This is a genomic window from Desulfotomaculum sp. OF05-3 (genome assembly GCF_003435535.1).
Lineage (GTDB): Bacteria > Bacillota > Clostridia > Lachnospirales > Lachnospiraceae > Pilosibacter > Pilosibacter fragilis.
On record NZ_QWGO01000010.1, the window covers coordinates 103808 to 123011 of the forward strand.

The 19204-nt window shown below is 39.9% G+C and carries 15 protein-coding genes and 2 pseudogenes; 16 read left to right on the forward strand and 1 reads right to left on the reverse strand.

Going from position 1 to position 19204, the window contains the following annotated elements; genetic code table 11:
* Positions 1 to 618: 618 nt before the first annotated feature.
* The 16 genes and pseudogenes from DXA87_RS07565 to DXA87_RS07640 all read left to right on the forward strand — a co-directional run.
* Positions 619 to 927: pseudogene (locus tag DXA87_RS07565) on the forward strand (3-hydroxyacyl-CoA dehydrogenase NAD-binding domain-containing protein); the annotation flags it as partial.
* 702 nt (positions 928 to 1629) lie between these two features.
* Positions 1630 to 2742, forward strand: a complete 1113-nt coding sequence (gene glf / locus DXA87_RS07570) for a UDP-galactopyranose mutase (protein WP_015552295.1) — start codon at positions 1630 to 1632, stop codon at positions 2740 to 2742.
* A gap of 31 nt (positions 2743 to 2773) precedes the next feature.
* Positions 2774 to 3601: a DUF4422 domain-containing protein gene (locus DXA87_RS07575; protein WP_015552296.1), complete on the forward strand. Its 828-nt coding sequence runs from the start codon at positions 2774 to 2776 to the stop codon at positions 3599 to 3601.
* Between the two features lie 51 nt (positions 3602 to 3652).
* The gene (locus DXA87_RS07580) at positions 3653 to 5674 is read left to right on the forward strand and encodes a pyruvate formate lyase family protein (RefSeq protein ID WP_158553047.1); all 2022 of its coding nucleotides are present in this window, start codon (positions 3653 to 3655) and stop codon (positions 5672 to 5674) included.
* Positions 5675 to 5714: 40 nt separating this feature from the next.
* Positions 5715 to 7694 (forward strand): haloacid dehalogenase, encoded by a 1980-nt coding sequence (locus DXA87_RS07585; protein WP_015552297.1) that lies wholly within the window; start codon positions 5715 to 5717, stop codon positions 7692 to 7694.
* Between the two features lie 16 nt (positions 7695 to 7710).
* Positions 7711 to 8850, forward strand: a complete 1140-nt coding sequence (locus tag DXA87_RS07590) for a glycosyltransferase (RefSeq protein ID WP_242998019.1) — start codon at positions 7711 to 7713, stop codon at positions 8848 to 8850.
* Positions 8847 to 9593 carry a DUF4422 domain-containing protein gene (locus DXA87_RS07595; protein WP_117503734.1) on the forward strand — a complete coding sequence of 249 codons (747 nt, stop codon included), beginning with the start codon at positions 8847 to 8849 and terminating at the stop codon, positions 9591 to 9593. Before DXA87_RS07590 ends, DXA87_RS07595 begins: the two co-directional genes overlap by 4 nt.
* 15 nt (positions 9594 to 9608) lie before the next feature.
* Complete coding sequence (locus DXA87_RS07600) at positions 9609 to 10871, forward strand: hypothetical protein (protein ID WP_015552299.1); 1263 nt, start codon at positions 9609 to 9611, stop codon at positions 10869 to 10871.
* A gap of 7 nt (positions 10872 to 10878) precedes the next feature.
* Positions 10879 to 12024 carry a polysaccharide pyruvyl transferase family protein gene (locus tag DXA87_RS07605; RefSeq protein ID WP_117503735.1) on the forward strand — a complete coding sequence of 382 codons (1146 nt, stop codon included), beginning with the start codon at positions 10879 to 10881 and terminating at the stop codon, positions 12022 to 12024.
* 180 nt (positions 12025 to 12204) lie between these two features.
* The gene (locus DXA87_RS07610; protein ID WP_015552301.1) at positions 12205 to 13602 is read left to right on the forward strand and encodes an oligosaccharide flippase family protein; all 1398 of its coding nucleotides are present in this window, start codon (positions 12205 to 12207) and stop codon (positions 13600 to 13602) included.
* A gap of 65 nt (positions 13603 to 13667) precedes the next feature.
* Positions 13668 to 14039, forward strand: a complete 372-nt coding sequence (locus DXA87_RS07615; RefSeq protein WP_158553048.1) for a coenzyme F420 hydrogenase/dehydrogenase beta subunit N-terminal domain-containing protein — start codon at positions 13668 to 13670, stop codon at positions 14037 to 14039.
* A gap of 13 nt (positions 14040 to 14052) precedes the next feature.
* Entirely contained in the window at positions 14053 to 14697 is a 645-nt protein-coding gene (locus DXA87_RS07620) for a hypothetical protein (protein WP_015552303.1), read from the forward strand.
* 13 nt (positions 14698 to 14710) lie between these two features.
* Positions 14711 to 15709, forward strand: a complete 999-nt coding sequence (locus DXA87_RS07625; protein WP_015552304.1) for a Coenzyme F420 hydrogenase/dehydrogenase, beta subunit C-terminal domain — start codon at positions 14711 to 14713, stop codon at positions 15707 to 15709.
* Positions 15710 to 15788: 79 nt separating this feature from the next.
* Positions 15789 to 16907, forward strand: coding sequence for an NAD-dependent epimerase/dehydratase family protein (locus tag DXA87_RS07630; protein ID WP_015552305.1), 1119 nt, complete (start codon positions 15789 to 15791; stop codon positions 16905 to 16907).
* A 31-nt stretch (positions 16908 to 16938) separates the two neighbouring features.
* A complete protein-coding gene (locus DXA87_RS07635) occupies positions 16939 to 17478 on the forward strand; it encodes a 4Fe-4S binding protein (protein WP_015552306.1) in 540 nt (179 codons plus the stop codon).
* A gap of 132 nt (positions 17479 to 17610) precedes the next feature.
* Positions 17611 to 18486, forward strand: a complete 876-nt coding sequence (locus tag DXA87_RS07640) for a 4Fe-4S cluster-binding domain-containing protein (protein ID WP_015552307.1) — start codon at positions 17611 to 17613, stop codon at positions 18484 to 18486.
* A 183-nt stretch (positions 18487 to 18669) separates the two neighbouring features.
* Here the strand turns inward: DXA87_RS07640 and DXA87_RS07645 are convergent.
* Positions 18670 to 19056 (reverse strand): annotated as a pseudogene (locus DXA87_RS07645) (class II aldolase/adducin family protein); the annotation flags it as partial.
* Positions 19057 to 19204 lie beyond the last annotated feature (148 nt).

The window sequence follows — 19204 nt, forward strand, 5'->3', positions numbered from 1 at the left end:
GGGGGATAGAGGATATTTTGTTAGCTTGAGAGGTGTACAAGGAGCACGGAGGCGAAGAATGAGAAAATATGTAAATTTCATTTTAGGGGTTGAAGTTTGGCTGGGAAAATGGTATTATATACGAAGCAGTAGGATGTTACTTTTTTTAGTCCAAATAATAACAATTATTTGAGGTTGAGATATCCGAAAACGATGATAAAGATGGGATGAGTGGCCTGCATTGAGAGAGGGAAATCTGAATGCGGGTTTTTTTATTATTAGGATTTATCGAGGATAACTAGAAAATGAATTCAAAGAAAAACGTACAGCATGTTTATCTGGTAGGTGCAAAAAGTCTTGGTGCCTATGGCGGGGACTGTGAAATAATATGGTCAACCAGAAAATCCCCTGATTTCATGCGGGTTTGCGAGGCTTGACCTTCTTCTCTCAACTTCAGTTCTGTGAGGGTAGGCGAGCGTAACAAGACAATGAAGCGTGGGAAATGGCTTCTGGTTGCGCTCTACACTTAACCCAAATCAGCGAAAGCTGGTAGAGCAGAAATTGAATAAGGAGGTACAAAGGAGAAATAGACAGTCAGTGAAATAAAAGTAATTGATAAAAGGTATCGGATGATATGGCATGGAAAAGAAGTACAACATTGCTGTTGCAGGAACGGGCTATGTGGGCTTGTCGATTGCAACTCTGCTCGCACAGCATCATAAAGTCACCGCGGTCGATATTATTGAATCCAAGGTGGAGATGCTCAATAACCACAAGCCGCCTATTCAGGATGAATATATCGAGAAGTATTTAGCTGATGATGTTTCGGGTATCCGCAAGCTGGATTTAACCGCTACGCTGGACGCAAAGACCGCATATTCAACTGCGGATTTTGTGGTGATTGCTGCACCTACAAATGTCTACGCAAAATTTTCAGTGCCTGATTCGTAGGGCATGATTACGGTTTCTATCATGGCGAAAGGACATACCCCGTAGGGGGTATAGGAAAATAGACACTCGTCCATTAACGTGAAAGTTCGCATAGACACCTTGTCGTATTGCTATCATGCAGAGCTATTGGAACGTATAATTTCCCGTAGACCCGTCTTTGTGTTCTTATCAGAAAACCGTTAGACACTGAAAGTTTATCATAAACCCTTTATGCTGTTCTTATCATACTGAGCACGCCAGACGAGTATGGTTATCATATCGGGGCAGATGATACTATCAGAAAATGGCTTAAATACGGAGTTTTGTTGATTTTAAGCACTGATAATATCACATAGACCTATGAAGCTGTCACGATGATAAAAATGAGGCACTGAACGGTTATTGAACGGTTTTACACAGACTATGGATGGTTGTAGTACACCGTTGTGACTGTCGCGATGGTTATTGAAGCATCATTGATGATAGCAGCGGATAGACAAGTCTATGCGAAATTATACGTTTTCCGGTCGGTGGATGCTTTGGAGAAACGGCTGCATAACCGTTTGGAAATAGGCACGGATTGTTTAGCACAGACCTGTCATCGGCAATGAATTGGAAAAGAGAAGCTGTGGAAGATATCCACAGAGAGGATTTATAGAAGAACAAAGCGATAAACGCTGAGGCAGTAAAAAACAATAGAAATATTGAGGTGTAAAGATTATGTACGATTATTTGGTGGTTGGTTCTGGATTATACGGAGCCACGTTTGCGCAGCAGGCTAAAGCACACGGTAAATCAGTCCTTGTTATCGACAAGAGGCCGAACATTGCTGGCAATATCTATACAGAAAAGGTTGAAGGCATCAATTTCCATAAGTATGGCGCGCATATTTTTCACACCAATAATATGGAAGTCTGGGATTACCTGCAGCAGTTCACTGTTTTCAACCGTTTCACAAACTCTCCAGTAGCAAACCATAAGGGCGAACTATACTCCATGCCTTTTAATATGTATACGTTCAATAAAATGTGGGGCGTTGTGACACCAGAAGAGGCTCAGGCCAAGATTGACGAGCAGCGCAAAGAAATAACGGGAGAGCCACAGAACCTTGAGGAACAGGCTATCAGTCTTGTTGGTCGTGACATCTATGAAAAGCTCGTCAAGGGCTACACAGAAAAGCAGTGGGGACGTGACTGCAAGGATCTGCCTGCCTTTATCATTAAGAGACTTCCGGTAAGGTTGACCTTCGATAACAACTACTTCAATGCTTTGTACCAGGGCATTCCGATTGGTGGCTACACTAAGATGGTAGAACACATGCTGGACGGTATCGAAGTGCGGCTTGGTGTGGACTATCTGGAACACAAAGATGAGTTGGACGCACTGGCTGCGAAGGTCATCTATACCGGACCGATTGACGCTTATTTCAATTATTCTCTCGGTTATCTGGAGTATCGCTCCGTTCGTTTTGAAAACGAAATCCTTGATAAGCCGAACTTCCAGGGTAACGCAGCTGTGAACTACACAGATCGTGAGACGCCGTGGACACGAATCATTGAGCACAAGTGGTTTGAATTCGGCAAGGATGAGAATGGAAATGACCTGCCGAAGACTATCATATCTCGTGAGTACAGTTCCGAGTGGAAGCCGGGTGACGAGCCGTATTATCCGGTCAATGATGCAAAGAACGGGGCGCTCTATACCCAGTATAAGAAGCTGGCTGACCAGGAGACTGATGTGATCTTCGGTGGCCGACTGGGCGAGTACAAATATTATGACATGGATGCTGTGGTGGCATCGGCGCTGGCAATGTGTGAGAAGGAATTGGCTTAAAGCCTAATACGGATTAAAAGGGGTAGGCGATATGAGCCAAAATAAACAAAGCAAACCGTTAGACATCAAAATCATCATTGCTGCACACAAGAAATATCGTATGCCACAGGATGATATATACGTTCCGCTTCATGTTGGAGCTGAGGGCAAGGATTCGATAGGCTATCAGGGGGATAGCACAGGAGATAATATCTCTAATCTCAATCCATACTTCTGTGAGCTTACCGGAATGTACTGGATGTGGAAGAATCTGCAGGCTGATTATCTCGGTTTGGCACATTATCGTCGGCATTTTTGTTTCAGAAAGAAAAAAGCTGAAAACGACGAAGAGAGCAAGTGGAAATCGGTATTGAACAGCAAAGAAGCACAGATTCTGTGCAAACAGTACGATGTTATCGTGCCAGAGAAACGCCATTATGTGATTGAAACACTTGAATCGCATTATGCTCATACTCATTACATAGAACACTTGGAAAAGACACGGGAGATTATCGGCGAACGATATCCGCAGTATTTTGATAGTTATGACAAGATCCTTAAAAGGAAAAGCGGTTACATGTTCAATATGTTTCTGATGAGAGCGGATCTCGTTGATAAGTATTGCTCATTCCTTTTCGATGTGCTGTTTGAACTGGATAAAAGAGTAGATACGAGCAACTACTCCGCATTCCAAGCTCGGTATCCGGGTAGAGTTGGAGAAATCCTGCTTAATGTCTGGCTTGACAAAGAAGTTGGAGAGCAAGGGCTGAAGATAAAGGAAATCCAGCATATACACATGGAGCCGATTAATTGGTGGAACAAAGGGACTGCATTCCTGAAAGCTAAGTTCTTGGGCAAAAGATATGAGCATGGGTTTTGATAGAAGGAAAGCCATTGCCGGTAAAAGAGTTATATGGAGGGGCGAAACACAGTGAGCTTAAAGACTAAAATAAAAAATGATATGTGGCAAGTGAACTATGTAGTTCCTTTCATAAAGAAGCATCAATTTGATGAAAAAGGCAAAGCTGATATGCTGCGGCATGTGGCTAAGGCATATTCGAGCATTAAGGCTGTCAAGGCGAGTGGTAAGCGAACTGTAGGGAATGACACAAGGGCATTACTTGAGAATGCGAATGTCACTTTAGATAAAGACAGCCATTTTGTATATTTCCTTGATGAAAGCAAAACCATCGCCGTTCCGGGAAACATCCTGAGCAACTTCACGTTGGATTATGACAAAGTTGTTCATGGAGCTTTTAATGATCTGGCAAGTAGAAACATTGGAAAAGATGAATATGGGCAGGAAGCGAAAGCTGTAGCTGATGGTATTGAGACTCTTCGTGTTCGTATCCTTACTACATTAAAGGCATCAGACAACACATATAAGGAAAGACAGATTGAGTATTTTAAGAATACGCTCTCAAGACCAGCACTGCATTTTGATGAGGCATTGCAGCGGATTCTCTTTTTTAATCAGATTATGTGGCAGACGAGGCATCGCTTGAATGGACTTGGACGTTTGGACTATATCCTCGCTGATTTATACGATGCTGATGTGAAAGACGGTTTGCTAACATATGAATCTGCATCTGCTTATATTGCGGACTTCCTTAGCAATCTGAGCAAGTATCCTGAATATAAGAGCGATGCCCTTGAAGGGGATATTGGGCAGATTATTATTCTTGGTGGCAATCAGCCCAACGGTAAATATTTTTGCAATGGTCTTACGGAGATATTCCTGAAAGAGCAGGCGAATCTAAAGAAGCCGGATCCGAAGACATTCCTGCGTGTTGGAAAGAATATGCCGGACAGCCTCCTGAAACTCGCCGTGTCATGTCTTACAGCAAAGACTGGAAGCCCACTGTTTTCAAATGATGAGGTTGTTATTCCTGCTCTTAAAGGATTTGGAATGCCGAATGAGGACGCCTACTCGTATTGCGTTTCAGCTTGTTGGGAACCATATATCGTAGGTAAGTCGCTTGACCAGAATAACATTATGGTATTCGACTATTTTAAGGCGCTAGATGCAGTTCTTAACAATGGAGTAGAGTATAGAAGTATTGAAGAGCTGGTAGAATCTTATATCAAAGAAAACGGGAAGTGTTTTAAAGAGTTCCTACAGAGCGTAGATGAAATGAAGTGGGCGAAAGACCCGCTTGTTTCCATTTTTATGGATGGCTGCGCTGAAAAGAGAAAAGATGTATCCGAAGGCGCTGCCAAATACAACAACTATGGCATTACGACAGTTGCGCTTTCCAATGTGGTGGATAGTCTGTTCAATATCAAAAAACTGGTATTCAAGGATAAGAAATACTCACTTGCCGAGATGAATAAGGCGAGAGTGGAGAATTTTGATAGTGCCCCGGAAATGTTTATAGAGGTGACATCTCTTAAAAAGTCCTACGGGCATGATAATGCTGAAGTGGAAGTGCTGGTCAACCGTATCACATCCTCTATTGCTTCTATAGCAAAGAGCTATCATAACGCTCTGGGCGGTACAGTGAAGTTTGGGTTGAGTTCTCCTGGCTATAACATCTTGAGCAAGAGGATGTCGGCTGACTTTTCAGGCAGAAAGAGTGGGAAACCATACAATACGCATATTTCCTGCACTGACGCTGGATACACGGAAATCGTAGGATTTGCTGGGAAACTTGAATACGGTGATCAGCGTTTTAACGGCAATGTCATCGACTTCTTTATGACAGAATCGCTGATTGATGAAAACACTGGTAAATTTGTCCTGTTCATGAAGGGAGCAATAGCATCCGGCTTCTTCCAGATGCAGATGAACTTGATTGACAGCAAAACGCTTATTGATGCCAAGGCTCATCCGGAGAAGTATAAAGGGCTAATTGTTAGAGTATGGGGATTTTCTGCGTACTTTAACGAATTACCAGAGAGCTATAAAGATTTGTTGATTGAGAGAGCTTTAGCTGCGGAAAAAGTGGCGTAACAGAAACCATTATATAAAGGAACCGATAGGAGCACATTAGATGGATTTGAAGAAAATTTTGAACGGCTATCCGCAGAGATCAGCTGACAATATTATAAAAATGATTCAGCCATACGATGTGGTATCATTTGACGTATTTGACACCTTGCTTAAACGAGATGTTGAATCAGAGAGTGATGTATTTGATCTTGTGGAAAGAAAGTACAATTCGACTCATGACAAAAAGATAGATGGTTTTAAAGAGTTTCGCAAGAAAGCTGAATCTGAAGCCAGAGAGAAGAATGTTTCAAAGGAAGTCACTATTGACGATATATATGCGTGTTTAAACAATAAAACTGTTGGCGAGGCTGTAGTAAACGAACTGATTGCAGCAGACCTGTGCTCAATAGAAAAAGAAGTCGAAACAGCAGTATGCACAGCTAATCAGCTGATGATGGCTGTATTCGATTATTGCAAAGAAACTGGGAAGAGAATATTGATAATCTCTGATATGTACTGGCCTGCTTCGTTTGTGGAAGAGCTGCTGAGAAATAACGGAATAGTCGGGTATGATGCGATTTGCGTTTCAGCTGAATATGGAGTTCAGAAAAGACAGAAGGGAGCATTATTTAAGGTTGTTGCTGAAAAAGAAAATATCGGCATAAAAAGATGGGTGCATATAGGAGACAATAAAAAAGGTGATTACCTTTCCGCAAAAAGTGCTGGCATTGCGACTGTAAATATTGCAACCCATTATAGAAATACAGAGTATCTCCATAAGAGTGAAAGAACCGATTTAGACAAAAATGTGATCAGTTCTTTCATAAATAATCGTATCAGTGTTATAGATGTTACTGGAAATGGTGAAAAGGTAGAATATAACGATGTAAAACTGGGCTATGAGATTTATGGCCCGCTGCTTTATTTCTTCGTGAAATGGTTACATGCCGGGATTCCACAGAACGTAACGGTTCTTTTCTTTGCAAGGGACTGTTATGTTGTGAAGAAAGCGTATGAAGCACTTTATGGAGCAGAGGATAGATATAAATATTTTCTTGGATCAAGAAAAAGTTTGATTTTAGCAGCATTGCATAAGGATGCCTCACTAGAAACAGTAGCCAGAATGTTAAAGTCCGAGCAGGCTCAAATGACTGTGCATGGATTCCTGACAAAACTGAACCTAAATCCTGAAGACTATGAAAGCGAAGCAGTGGCATCTGGTTTAAAGCTTAGTACGGTTATTTATAGAGATCGACTGACAGAAAACCAATATTTTGTAGAGTTTTATAATCGTATTCTTCCAGATGTGATTGACAAGGCGAATCAGAATTACGAAGGCATTAAGAATTATATCAATGAATTGAACTGTACTAAAGATGTCGTTGTCGTAGATATTGGCTGGCGTTGTACCATGCAGTTCTGTTTACAAGAAGTCTTCCCGGAATATAACTGGAAGGGATATTACTTAGGTGTCCGTGAGGATGCGGTTGTTGATGCGGGAAGTCAGGCCGAGGGCTTTTATCTCAATGGCGAGAACGATATCGAGAAAAGATGCTTTCTGGCATCAATGACAGCATTGATTGAGATTTTTTTCTCTGCACCACACGGGTCTGTTACGGGTTATAGTGGCAACGGCGAGGTTTTGTTCGCTCCATATGAATGTCAGGATGATGAGGAACACAGAAAGTTTTTTAATGATATTCAAAACGGAGCGTTGCGTTTTACTACTGATTTTGGCAAAGCTGCCGTTTCAGAGTTTGTGAATGCAACATGTTCAAACATGTTGCTTGGGGTAGAGGTGCTTTGTGAAAAAGCCAATAGACGCGAGCTCAAAAAAATAGGAAATTATCCGTTTCATTTGGGCGTTGGTGTAGTAAATGCGGCTGACCCTAAGCCATTGTGGAAATACATAATGAATCCTAAATTTTTTCTATATGACTTTTCAAACTCTACATGGAAGGTGGCGTTTTTGAAGAGGCTGATAAAGCTAAAGCTACCGTATTATAAAATATTTTGTTGGATTTACAGACATAAGGAGTAAGGGGGGGGTAGGAAAAGTGGTAGGAAAGCATATAAAAGTATTAGAAGTAAATGTTGATGATCTTCACACAGGCGGTGTTTATTCGCTCGTGAAGAACGTAATCGAACATTCGAGCAAAGAAATACAGATTGATATAGGTGCAATTGAGAAATTCGTAAATCAAAAGAATGTGGAGCATTTTGAAGCACTTGGAAGTAAAATCTATTATTTAGGCTATGAGGGAAGCAAGTGGAAAAAACAGATTGTCTGTTATAAAAATCTAAAAAAGCTCCTGGAAGAAAATAAATATGATTTTGTCCATATTCATGCTGATGTGGCAAATAAATTGCTTGTTTCTGCGTTGGCTGCAAAAAGAGTCGGCGTGAAACGTGTTGTTGTTCACTCACATGCAGCTGGGGTTGATGGAAATCACAGAACTTTTAAGGTAGTGGTACATCGATTATGCAGAATGCTTTTAAAGAATGTGGCTACGGACTTTGTAGCCTGTTCTGATGTGGCAGCAGTATGGATGTATCCTGGAATTCCCAAAGAAAAAGTTATGATTATCCAAAACGGAATTGATCTAGAAAAATTCCGTTTCAAGGATAATATCCGTCAGAACGTCAGGGAACAGCTGGGGATAACAGATGAGGTATTGATAGGTCATGTGGGTAGATTTGCCTATCAAAAAAATCATGAGTACATTCTCAAGATAGCGAAGGCTCTAAAAGAAAAGCAAATGCATTCTAAGATTCTATTGGTTGGAGAAGGACCGGAGAAAGATAGAATTAAGGCCGTAGCGGAAGAAATGAATTTGAATGATATTCTCGTTTTCTACGGTACTTCAAATGAAGTTGAAAAGCTATTCATGGCGATGGATGTATTTGTTCTTCCCTCGCATTTTGAAGGGCTGCCAATCGTAGGTGTAGAGGCGCAAGCATCAGGACTTCCGGTTATATTCTCTGATAAAATTACCTCACAGGCAAAGCTGCTAGATGATGTAACCTTCCTAGGAATCGAGGATGCCGATATTAGTAGTTGGGTTGATGACGTAAACCATTATGGAAGTATGCGTAGGGACAGAACAGAAGCGTATAAAAGACTTCGAGAAGAGAAATATTCTATTGAGGATACTGTGCAGAGTTTCATGAGTTTGTATTTGGGAGTGAAAAAATGATTTATATTGCAGCACATAAAGAATTTGATGTTCCTCGACTGGAAAACTATGTGCCATTACAAGTAGGAGCAGAGGGGAAGGAACGCCTTGGTTATCTGCAAGATAATACCGGAGATAATATATCAATAAAAAACCAAAATTTCTGTGAGCTTACAGGTTTATATTGGATTTGGAAGAATACAACTGACGAGTATAAGGGACTTGTTCATTACAGACGTTATTTTGGAAAAAGTAATCTGAGCAGCAAAATGACGAATGTTTACACATATGATGAAATGCTTGGTTTCTTAAAGGGGGCTGATATAGTTCTTCCTTATATCGAATACTTTAAGCAAAACGCAAAAGAAGAACTTCTTGTGGAGTGCTGTACCCCGGAAATTTTTGACGAGCTTAGAAGAATTGTAGCAAATATGCATCCGGAATATATAACGGCGTTCGATCAGTATTTTGCACAGAACAAATCGGTACTGTTCAATATGATGTTTTGCAGGGCGGAGATTTTTGATGCGTACTGTGAGTGGCTTTTTTCCGTTTTATTTGAATTGGAGAAGACAGTGGACTTAAGCAAGCTAAACTCATATCAGAAGAGACTATACGGCTTTTTAAGTGAACGGCTTCTGAATGTTTGGTTGATAAAGAATAACAAAAAAATAAGGCATGTGGCTATCGTTAATGTTGAAATGCCGACAAAGGAAAAAATTGTGTTACTGCTTCGTCGGATGAAACACAGATATTTTTCATAGTTAGGATGAGACGCGATGAAAAAGATTCTTATATCTTTGCTTACATATACACTTGCGCTATTGATTATTTTTAATTGCTATTCCCTTATGTGCATGGTGTATCCGAACCGGATTTTTTATATTTTGACGAATGTAAATTTTGTACTGTTGCTTTTGTTGCGTAGAAAAATAAAACTCAAAAAAAATGCCTCTGTTTTATGTGCGGCATATTTATTATGCATGCTGCTGCTTATTGTACGAGGCTTTTTTAGCTATGAGTTTATGTTCTCTTGCGTGCTTCCTTTTGTGTTCACAGTCGTGTATTTTGACAAAACAGATGTTGTACTTGATTTTTGGGAGAAGTATACAAATATCATAGCAGTCATATGTCTACTCAGTTTGATGTTTTTTGTGTTTGCATCTAATCTCCATCTAATTAGTCCAACGGCTATTTATTCTGCGGATGAGGTAGGATGGGGAACTAATACGTATAAAGACTATTATCATTTGTATTGTGAAGGACAGGAAGTGTATGCGCTTGGCTATTCCGGTGTAAGGAATACAGCGTTGTTTGTAGAAGGCCCAATGCTTACATTTGTTGGATGTTTGGCTCTTTACTATGAGCTATTTCTTAGAGTCAAAGGTATTCGGAAAATTGTGGCTGCGTCTATTATTATCTCGATTGCTTCATCTCTTTCAACGACTGGTCTTTTGCTAATTGCAGTAATGATGTATTTGAGGTTTTACGAAAGAATAAAGAATAACAAATTTTTGAAGTTCTTTTGCCTACCTGCGATTATTGCTGTTTTAGTTTATTTTGGGGCGTATGTGATCCAAGATAAATTTGTTAGCAATGTTTACTCTGCTTCCGTTCGTACAGATGATATTTTAGCATCATTAAAATGCTTTACTAGCGATCCGATTAACGGGATAGGTTATAATAATTTAAAAGGCATTAATCCTTTTAGGCTTTACAAGAGAACTGATGCTGGATTGAGTACAGGTCTTGGTGGAATATTAGCATATGGTGGACTATTGTGGGGGCTATGGTATATCGTCCCGGTTGTGATTGCAGTTAAGAAATATATCTCACAACCTAAGTATCGGAATGTTTTGGGATTCCTATTTCTTTACATGGCACTTCTTGTTGTAACAGTAGTTCAGTCAAGAATATTATGTACTGTATGTATGACGATGTCGTGGATAATTACAATGGATTCGAGTATTGCGAAGGAACAGCTTGTAGAAGTTAAAGAACGTAAGGCTGTGGGAAAGAAAATCAGAGTTAAAATGATGTGAGGCTATTATGGAAAATGGATATAGAACTAAAGTTGGAGTTATAACATATCATTCTGCCTATAACTTTGGCTCTGTTTTACAGGCTTTAGCTACGCAAGAAGCAATCAAGCGTTTGGGGTATGAAGCTGATATTATTAATTATAGAATGAAAAGGCAGAAGCAGTACTACCAAAAACTTTACAGGACGGCGTTTGGTTCCAAGACATTTATTAAGGATCTCATTATGATGCCGGTAAGGGGAAAAAGGCTTCAGAGAGCAAAGGCATATGAACAATTTATCGAGTCAAGATTGAGCCTTACAAAGGAGTTTGAAGTTCCGGAAGCAGCGATGCAGGTATTTGCTGAATACCCCTGTATTGTTAGCGGAAGCGATCAGATTTGGAATTTTCATTCAAATGAACTGGAAGGGCAAGCAATCGATTATATGAAGCCGTATTTATTGTCTGACTTTAACGGCAAGAAGGTTTCTTATGCATCTTCGATAAGTAACATGTCTGATGTGGAGCTTGATTCAATTATCGGCTACATTTCTCAGTTTGACCATCTTTCGTTCAGAGAGGCAAGTAGCAATAAAAGAATAAATGAAAAATACAAATTGGGATCGATCAATGTTCCGGATCCTACGTTTCTTCTATCCAGAAAAGATTGGATTGATTTGTTGGACCTAAAACAGAGCAAAGATGAAAGGTATATTTTGTATTATTCGTTACGTAGCTATAAACCGCAAAGAGAGCGCATTGCATTGCTTAAACAAATCTCGGAGCGTACTGGATATAAAGTAAAAGTGGTTACACCTTTTGTTTATTTAAACTATCCAGATGATTGCTTTGAAATTCATCCGGAATTTGGTCCGCTGGAGTTTATAAGTAACATCATGAATGCTGAGATGATTATAACAGATTCTTACCATGGAACTATACTATCGGTCAATTTCGAGAAGAATTTTTTCTCGATGTGCGAAAATACAGGAAGCGAGTTCAGAAAGACAGATATCCTGTGTCAACTGGGACTCGAAAACCGCATAATCGCTGATATTGAAGAATCCTTTACAAAGCTTGATTCTGCAATCGATTATACACAAGTAAGGTTAAAGGTCGAGGCTCTGCGCACGATTGGATATGATTATTTAAAAAACGCACTGAGTTCAGATTAAAGGCTGTTTTGTTGATTACAGGGATTGACTATGAAGAAGTGTGATATTTTGCCATTGATACTGGGGTTACTTAAGAGCATTACATGAAAATGTTAATTGGATAAAGTAAAATAATATCTATGGACTCGATTAAAGAGTAGCCCTAAGTATACCATTAATAACATATAAGGAATATGCCGTATGACTGAACAGAATAAAAGCAGTAAACTTTCAGAGCTAAAGAAAAACACTCTGATCATTGGAATAGCAACATTCGGAAGCAAAGCGATATCCTTTATCCTTGCTCCATTGTATTCATACTACCTGACAACAGCGGAATATGGTACTATGGACTTGGTGACAACAACGGCTTCGTTGTTGCTGCCAATCCTTATGGCGGATGTCTATGAAAGTGTCTTTCGCTTTACAAGTGATCCGGATGAAGACAATAATAAAGTATTGACTAATTGCTCTTTGATTGCCTTGATTGGTACAATTATAGGAGCATTGCTCATCATACCAATTTCTCTGATATATCAGAATCTTCCCGTAATATTGATTATTTATCTTTATGTGGTCATAGATGGTTTTACTTTGATTTTTAGTTGGTATGAGCGTGGAAGTGGCAAAATAAAGGTATTTGCTTTTTCGGGGGTTGTGAACTCGGCTTTCCAGCTGGTATTTACTTTTCTTTTTATTGTTTTGCTTAGATATGGCCTGAATGGCTGGTATATTGGATTCCTTTTTGCAAAAATTATAACATTTGTCTATCTTTTTATTAATGTAAGGCCTTTTAAAGTTATCAAAAGACAGCATCTTGATAAGGCTTATCAAAAAAGACTGCTAAAGCATTGTATTCCACTTATGCCTACAACGGTTATGTGGTGGGTCTTGAATGTGTCCGATCGGTATGCTATTGGCATTTTTATGGGAATGGCAGCAAACGGTATCTACGCTGTTTCCAATAAAATCCCTTCGATTTTAAATGCATTTGAGAGTATATTTTATCAGGCTTATCAAACGACAGCAATCAACTCTCTCGATGATAAGGAGCGTAATAACTTTTACAGTAGAATATTCAACAACTACTTTGTGTTTATGATGCTGGGCTATGTCGGTATTCTAGTGGTGTCTCGTCCAATGATCATTTATTTGTTTGATTCGAGTTATGCTGATTCTTGGCTATATATTCCTCCTCTGCTTGCTGGAGCTGTTGCACATGCTATTGCATCTAACCTTGGTTCATACTATGTTTTGTTCTATCAAACAAAAGGGGCTTTCCTGACTAGTGTTTGGGGAGCATTGACAAATATAGTTTTAAATTTTTTGCTCATTCCCTATTTTGGACTTATGGCAGCGGCTTTGACCACTCTTACGGGTTATATAGTAATGTTCTTTTTTCGGTGGAGGGATATTAAAAAGTTCATAACGATAAAATTGGAATTAAAAAGAATCTTAATTATGCTGTCAATTTCTGCTATTCAAACTGCACTTTATTTTTGGAATAGTTGGTTTGGGATAGCTGCAATGGCTCTTGTGGGGTGTATTGCTCTTGCGATAAATAAAGATATGCTACTGCGACTTGTGAAGAGAAAATAATGCTGTCTCGTCCACGAAAAGCGAATGGGTCGTTGAATTCGATGAGCTAGGAGAAAATGATGTATATGGTGCAACAGGTAAATAAACTTGGAAAAAGCGATTGGTACATGGCTTGGTATCAAGATGATGAAGTGCTTATGAATAGTTCATCGGGTGGTGCGTTTACAGCAATTGCTGAAGTCGTTCTTCAAGATAATGGCGTTGTATTTGGTGCGACATTTGACGAGAAGACATGGGATGTCTATCATAAGCCGGTTACCTGCATTGAAGAATTAAATGATATTCGCGGTAGCAAGTATTATCAAAGCCAGGCGTTTTTAGCATATGCTGACTGCAAAAAATATTTGGATGCGGGAATAGAAGTTCTCTTCTCAGGTACGGCTTGTCAAGTTATGTCTTTCCAGCCTATTCTGATAGCTCACAGCTTGGCTATTTAGGGGAGGTTGCTGCATGAATATTAAGAGAATTATAAATAAGATAGGTAGCCCTTCCTTCTTTAAATTCAACAAAAGAGATTACGAAGGGAAAATAGCAAAGGACGAGGTGTTTAATGCCAGATTCCGAAACGGCGGCGTTACACTTTCCAGAAAGGAAAAGAAGTCTCCGGAATGGAGAACTGTGGTTGTCTATCGTAAATACCAGGTTAATAAAGGCAACCTGTGGGGCTATATCTACGAAAGAAAGTTAAACCGTATGGCAGAGAAAACCGGGATAGATTTCCTCGGTAACTGTAATATTGGAGACTGCCTTTTGATTGGACATTGGGGAAAGATAGTTATCAATGGGAATGCGAAATTTGGCAATGAGACTATGATTACTCACGGAGTGACTATTGGAAGAGATATACGTGGAAAGCACAAAGGATATCCTACTTTTGGGAACAGAGTTTGCATTAGAACAAATTCGACAATAGTTGGCAATATTAGCATAGGTGATGATGTGCTTATAGCACCGAACACTTTCGTGAACTTTGATGTTCCGCCGCATTCCATCGTAATTGGCAACCCTGCTAAGATTATTGCAAGGGAGAATGCTACAGAAGGGCATCTTCCAGATATTAATATGGATCCTTCACTGAGGGTCGAAATGGTCTGAGGGAGGATTTGTGATGGAAAATATAATTGAACAAGAGAATTTAGTTAATCAGGATGTTACCTTTCCTGTTGCATATGCTTGCTACAACAAAGACCTGCAAACGAGATTGGATAGTACGTCCGGTGGTGCATTCACAACGCTGGCAACGTATTTTCTTAAAGAAAAGGATGCTGTGATTTTTGGAGCCGCATTTGATCGGAACTGTAATGTCAAGCATATTAGAGTGGATACTCTGGACGATCTGGGTAGACTTCGCGGTTCAAAATATCCTCAAAGCAATGTGTGTAACAGCTTCTTAGAAGCTAAAGCTGCGTTGGATAGTGGAAGGGCAGTTTTTTATACCGGGACACCATGTGAGATAGCTGGTCTTAAGAATTTCCTTGGAAGAAAGTACGAAAATCTTTTCACAATGGATTTTGTTTGCCATGGTGTAGGTTCGGATTTGGTTTGGCGAGGATATAACGGACAATTCAAAAATAAGGGAGAAATCAAGAAAATCACCTTTAAGGCAAAAACGCACGGGTGGAAGAAATGGTATTTCAAGGTTGACTACCAAAATGGGAATGTGTGGCAGCGGCGGGGCAGCATGACAATGTTTATGCGTTCTTACCTGTCTTATGCGAATATAAGACCCTCCTGTTTTGAATGTCATTTTAAAGGATTACAAAGAACTTCGGATTTCACCATTTCTGACTGTTGGGGCGTTGCCGAATCAAACCAGAATATTAATGATAATAAAGGCTTATCAGCTTTGCTTTTGCAGAATGACCGTGCATTGCTGATTTTTGATGTGATAAAAGATAATCTGGAATATCTGGGATATGATGCAGAAGAACTGATGGCCGGTAACTGGACAGCAGTTAAGAGCGTCAAGGCTAATCCGATTAGAGAAAGATTCTTCACAGATGCTTTTGAAATCGGAACGATAGAATCGCTGAAAAAGCATTTTAAGCCATCGGCCAAAAACTGGATTAGATATTATTATAATCGACTGAAGGGCAAAGAAAAATAACCAATGATAGCGCATAGTTGAATGAGCGGCATACTTATTGATATTGATTCGGCTGAAAGGCAAGGAGATAACGGTCATAATGAATATATTGATTCTCGGTGGAAGCGGCATACTATCTACTGATTTTACCAAAACGTGTTTGGATAAGGGCAATGTGGTTTATACCCTTAATAGAGGGAACAGAACTCATTTTATAGATCCAAGGGTCAAACTTATTAAAGCTGACCTTCGAAATGAGCCGGAAAATGTACTACGAGAGAAGATTTTCAAGGAAATTCCATCATATGATGTCATTGTTGATTTTCTGTCGTTTATTCCGAATCATTTGAAACGCACACTGTCCATATTAAATGGGCAGTTCATACAATTTATATTTATTTCCTCATCAACTGCTTATAAGAAGAAGTGTGAGGATGAGATTCTGACGGAACAGAGTGAAATTGGAAACGAAAAATGGGATTATGCATATAACAAGTATCTGTGCGAGGAATTTTTGAGGAAAAGCAGCATCAATTATACAATTATACGGCCATATGTAACCTACGGTAAAAACAGAATTCCATTTCCAATCATACCGGGCGACCAATATACTCTGTTGGCTCGCATTATGGCCAATAAGCCGGTTATTATGTTTGAGCATGGTGATGCAATTTGCACCCTAACGCACACGGAGGATTTTGCTAAAACGCTTTATGAATTGCTACTGAATGAAAAGGCTTATAAAGAAGCATTTCATATCACAAGCACTAGTGAACAAACATGGCTTGAGGTTTATACGATTCTTTGTGAGTTATTAAATAGGAAACCGAATATCTGTTCACTCGATAGAGCTGATACCGAGAAATATATGCCCGAATTTTATGAAATACTGGTTGGCGACAAGGGAACGAATATGCGTTTTGACAATACCAAAGTCTCCAACGCAATCGGACACTCTGTTTATAATACTGTATCTCTGAGGGATGGATTGAAACAATCAGTTGACTTCTTCATGAACCATTCTTATATGCAGAAGATTGATTATAAATTCGATGGTGAGTGTGATTACATAGCGGCTAAGATTTCAAAGCAGAAATGCTGCATATTGGAATCATCGGTGCGTCGTAATAAGGATGTACTCTATTATCATATCATGAGGTTCCCGCTTACAAATTATCTGGTGAGAGCCAAAAGAGCAAAGAAGATGGATTCCAAGTAGGTGAGTCTATGGAATTTTGGAGGTTTAAGATATGCCGTTATCATTCAATAGTAAAGGAGAGGCTAAGATGAATCAAGGGATACCTCCTTATGCTTCTGATATAGACCCAGATAGTCCTTATTGCGAATTTGATGATGGGGTATTGGTTTATCAGGATAAGCAAGGACATTGGCTAGATATGAATCAACAGCCAAAGCCAAAAAAGCCGCGAAAGTATACGCCACACCAATCAACCAGATATAAGAATATCGTAATAGGGGAGAACGGTAAGGCAAAGTCCTATGATGTAAAGACTGGTGGACTAAAGGACACGAATAAGGAACTGCCAGAATTATATAATAAACGAGAAAACTGTTGTGGTTGCGGAGCCTGTTATGCCGTATGTCCGACCAGGAAATTCCTTGAAAATAACGGTGAGGGGAGCATAGGCCAATTTGGTGAAAAGTATGTTCTTTCTCATGGTGCTATTTATATGGAAGAGGACGAGGAAGGATTTCTTTATCCTGTGGTTGATGCAAGTCTGTGCATTCGGTGTTATAAATGCGAGACAGTCTGCCCCATTAAGAATTAGACAAGTAGCAAGAGAGCCTGAATGGTTTGAATGGTGCAAACAGGATCAAAGTTTTACAAATGAACAGGTGATAGAAATGCTTTTGGAGATTTTTAGGGAATATGAAGCCAACACGAAAGAAGGTGTCAATCTATGATACCTGAAAAGAATATCCTTCTCACCAATATTCAACGCTTCTCCCTGCACGATGGCCCGGGCATACGTACCACTGTTTTCCTCAAAGGTTGTTCAATACACTGCCCTTGGTGTAGCAATCCGGAAAATTTACTGCACAGGGAGCAAAGGTATGTAAAGATGGATCATAACGGAAAAGTTGAAGAAGAAGGAACCTATGGGAAATGGTATAGCCCAGATGAGCTATATTCTGAAGTAATAAAAGATAAGTCGTTTTATGGCTACTGTAATGCTAATTCGGCTACTTATCTGGACTCTCTTCCTGGAGGCGTGACGTTCTCCGGCGGCGAGTGCATGCTCCAGATGAAAGAGCTTGATCCCATGCTTCAACGGCTTAATGATGAGCAAATCCACACAATTGTGGAGACAAGCCTTTTCTGCTCATCAGTACAGCTTTCCATTGCAATCAAGCATATAGACCTGTTTTACGTTGATATTAAGGTTCTGAATGATGATTTGTGCTCATCTTCTCTTGGTGGAAGGATTGAGCTATATAAAAACAATCTTGTGACATTACTGAACAGCGGCAAGCCGGTTGTCTTTCGCTTGCCGGTTATCGGCGGTTACACGGATAGTGAGGAAAACAGGAAAGCTGTGGTTGAACTGATAGAATCGAAAGCCAAAAGCTATTCGAACCTTTTGAAGATTGAAATCCTCAAAGAACATAATCTTGGAACGAATAAGTATCAGTCGTTGATTGATGGCGGGAATGAGATAATGCTGCCAGAATATAATGGCGTAAGTGATGAGCTGATGGGGCAGTATAAGATAGAAATTGAAGAGGGGCTGATGATCGTTGGAAGTTCAATACCTGTGGAAATCTGCAAAATTTGAACCACCAGTATTCCGCCCCGCCTTGCCACCTGACTATTGACAGAAGTAACCTGCGGTGAGAGAATATAAGTGGATAAACTGCTAAATTCGGTCGAACTGATCGGTCAGCTCGACCGAATTTAGCAGTCATCTCGTTTAAATCTTCCATTCAATAATCAGTTCTCACTTTTCTATGATGTGAGATTATTTTTGCCCATAGTAAGCATTCGGTCCATGCTTCCTCATGTAGTGCTTATCAAGCACATACTGCTTCATCTCGGCCTGCGGATTCAAAGCTAATGTCTTGATATCCATTTCCGCAACCTTCTCCATGACCACAGCGTTGTACACAGCATTGGCAGGATTTGTTCCCCATGCAAACGGTCCATGGTTCTTAACAACAATACCCGGAATTGCCATCGGATCATATCCAAGCTTCTCAACCGTTTCGATTATCACTTTGCCCGTATTCAGTTCGTAGGCTTCCATGACCTCTTCTTTACTCAGTTCCCGCGTGCATGGAATATCTCCATAGAAATAATCTGCATGAGTTGTGCCGAGTGCAGGGATGTTCATGCCTGCCTGAGCGTAAAGGTCAAACCACTCGCCTTTCACTAAAACCATTTTTAGTGCATACTTGAGAAAACCAATAGATTTTTCAAGGAGGACTAAAGACTATGGATCAGTGTACCCACGAAGTCCGTGCAGAGTACTGGCGAAAGATCATCCAGGCTTGTGG

Bases quoted from the DNA above. Each gene is read 5' to 3' on its own strand.
- DXA87_RS07585 (WP_015552297.1), top strand. From the start codon at position 5,715: ATGGATTTGAAGAAAATTTTGAACGGCTATCCGCAGAGATCAGCTGAC.
- DXA87_RS07605 (WP_117503735.1), top strand. From the start codon at position 10,879: ATGGAAAATGGATATAGAACTAAAGTTGGAGTTATAACATATCATTCT.
- DXA87_RS07610 (WP_015552301.1), top strand. From the start codon at position 12,205: ATGACTGAACAGAATAAAAGCAGTAAACTTTCAGAGCTAAAGAAAAAC.
- DXA87_RS07635 (WP_015552306.1), top strand. From the start codon at position 16,939: ATGCCGTTATCATTCAATAGTAAAGGAGAGGCTAAGATGAATCAAGGG.
- DXA87_RS07640 (WP_015552307.1), top strand. From the start codon at position 17,611: ATGATACCTGAAAAGAATATCCTTCTCACCAATATTCAACGCTTCTCC.
- DXA87_RS07575 (WP_015552296.1), top strand. From the start codon at position 2,774: ATGAGCCAAAATAAACAAAGCAAACCGTTAGACATCAAAATCATCATT.
- DXA87_RS07600 (WP_015552299.1), top strand. From the start codon at position 9,609: ATGAAAAAGATTCTTATATCTTTGCTTACATATACACTTGCGCTATTG.
- DXA87_RS07615 (WP_158553048.1), top strand. From the start codon at position 13,668: ATGGTGCAACAGGTAAATAAACTTGGAAAAAGCGATTGGTACATGGCT.
- DXA87_RS07625 (WP_015552304.1), top strand. From the start codon at position 14,711: ATGGAAAATATAATTGAACAAGAGAATTTAGTTAATCAGGATGTTACC.
- DXA87_RS07595 (WP_117503734.1), top strand. From the start codon at position 8,847: ATGATTTATATTGCAGCACATAAAGAATTTGATGTTCCTCGACTGGAA.
- DXA87_RS07620 (WP_015552303.1), top strand. From the start codon at position 14,053: ATGAATATTAAGAGAATTATAAATAAGATAGGTAGCCCTTCCTTCTTT.
- glf (WP_015552295.1), top strand. From the start codon at position 1,630: ATGTACGATTATTTGGTGGTTGGTTCTGGATTATACGGAGCCACGTTT.
- DXA87_RS07630 (WP_015552305.1), top strand. From the start codon at position 15,789: ATGAATATATTGATTCTCGGTGGAAGCGGCATACTATCTACTGATTTT.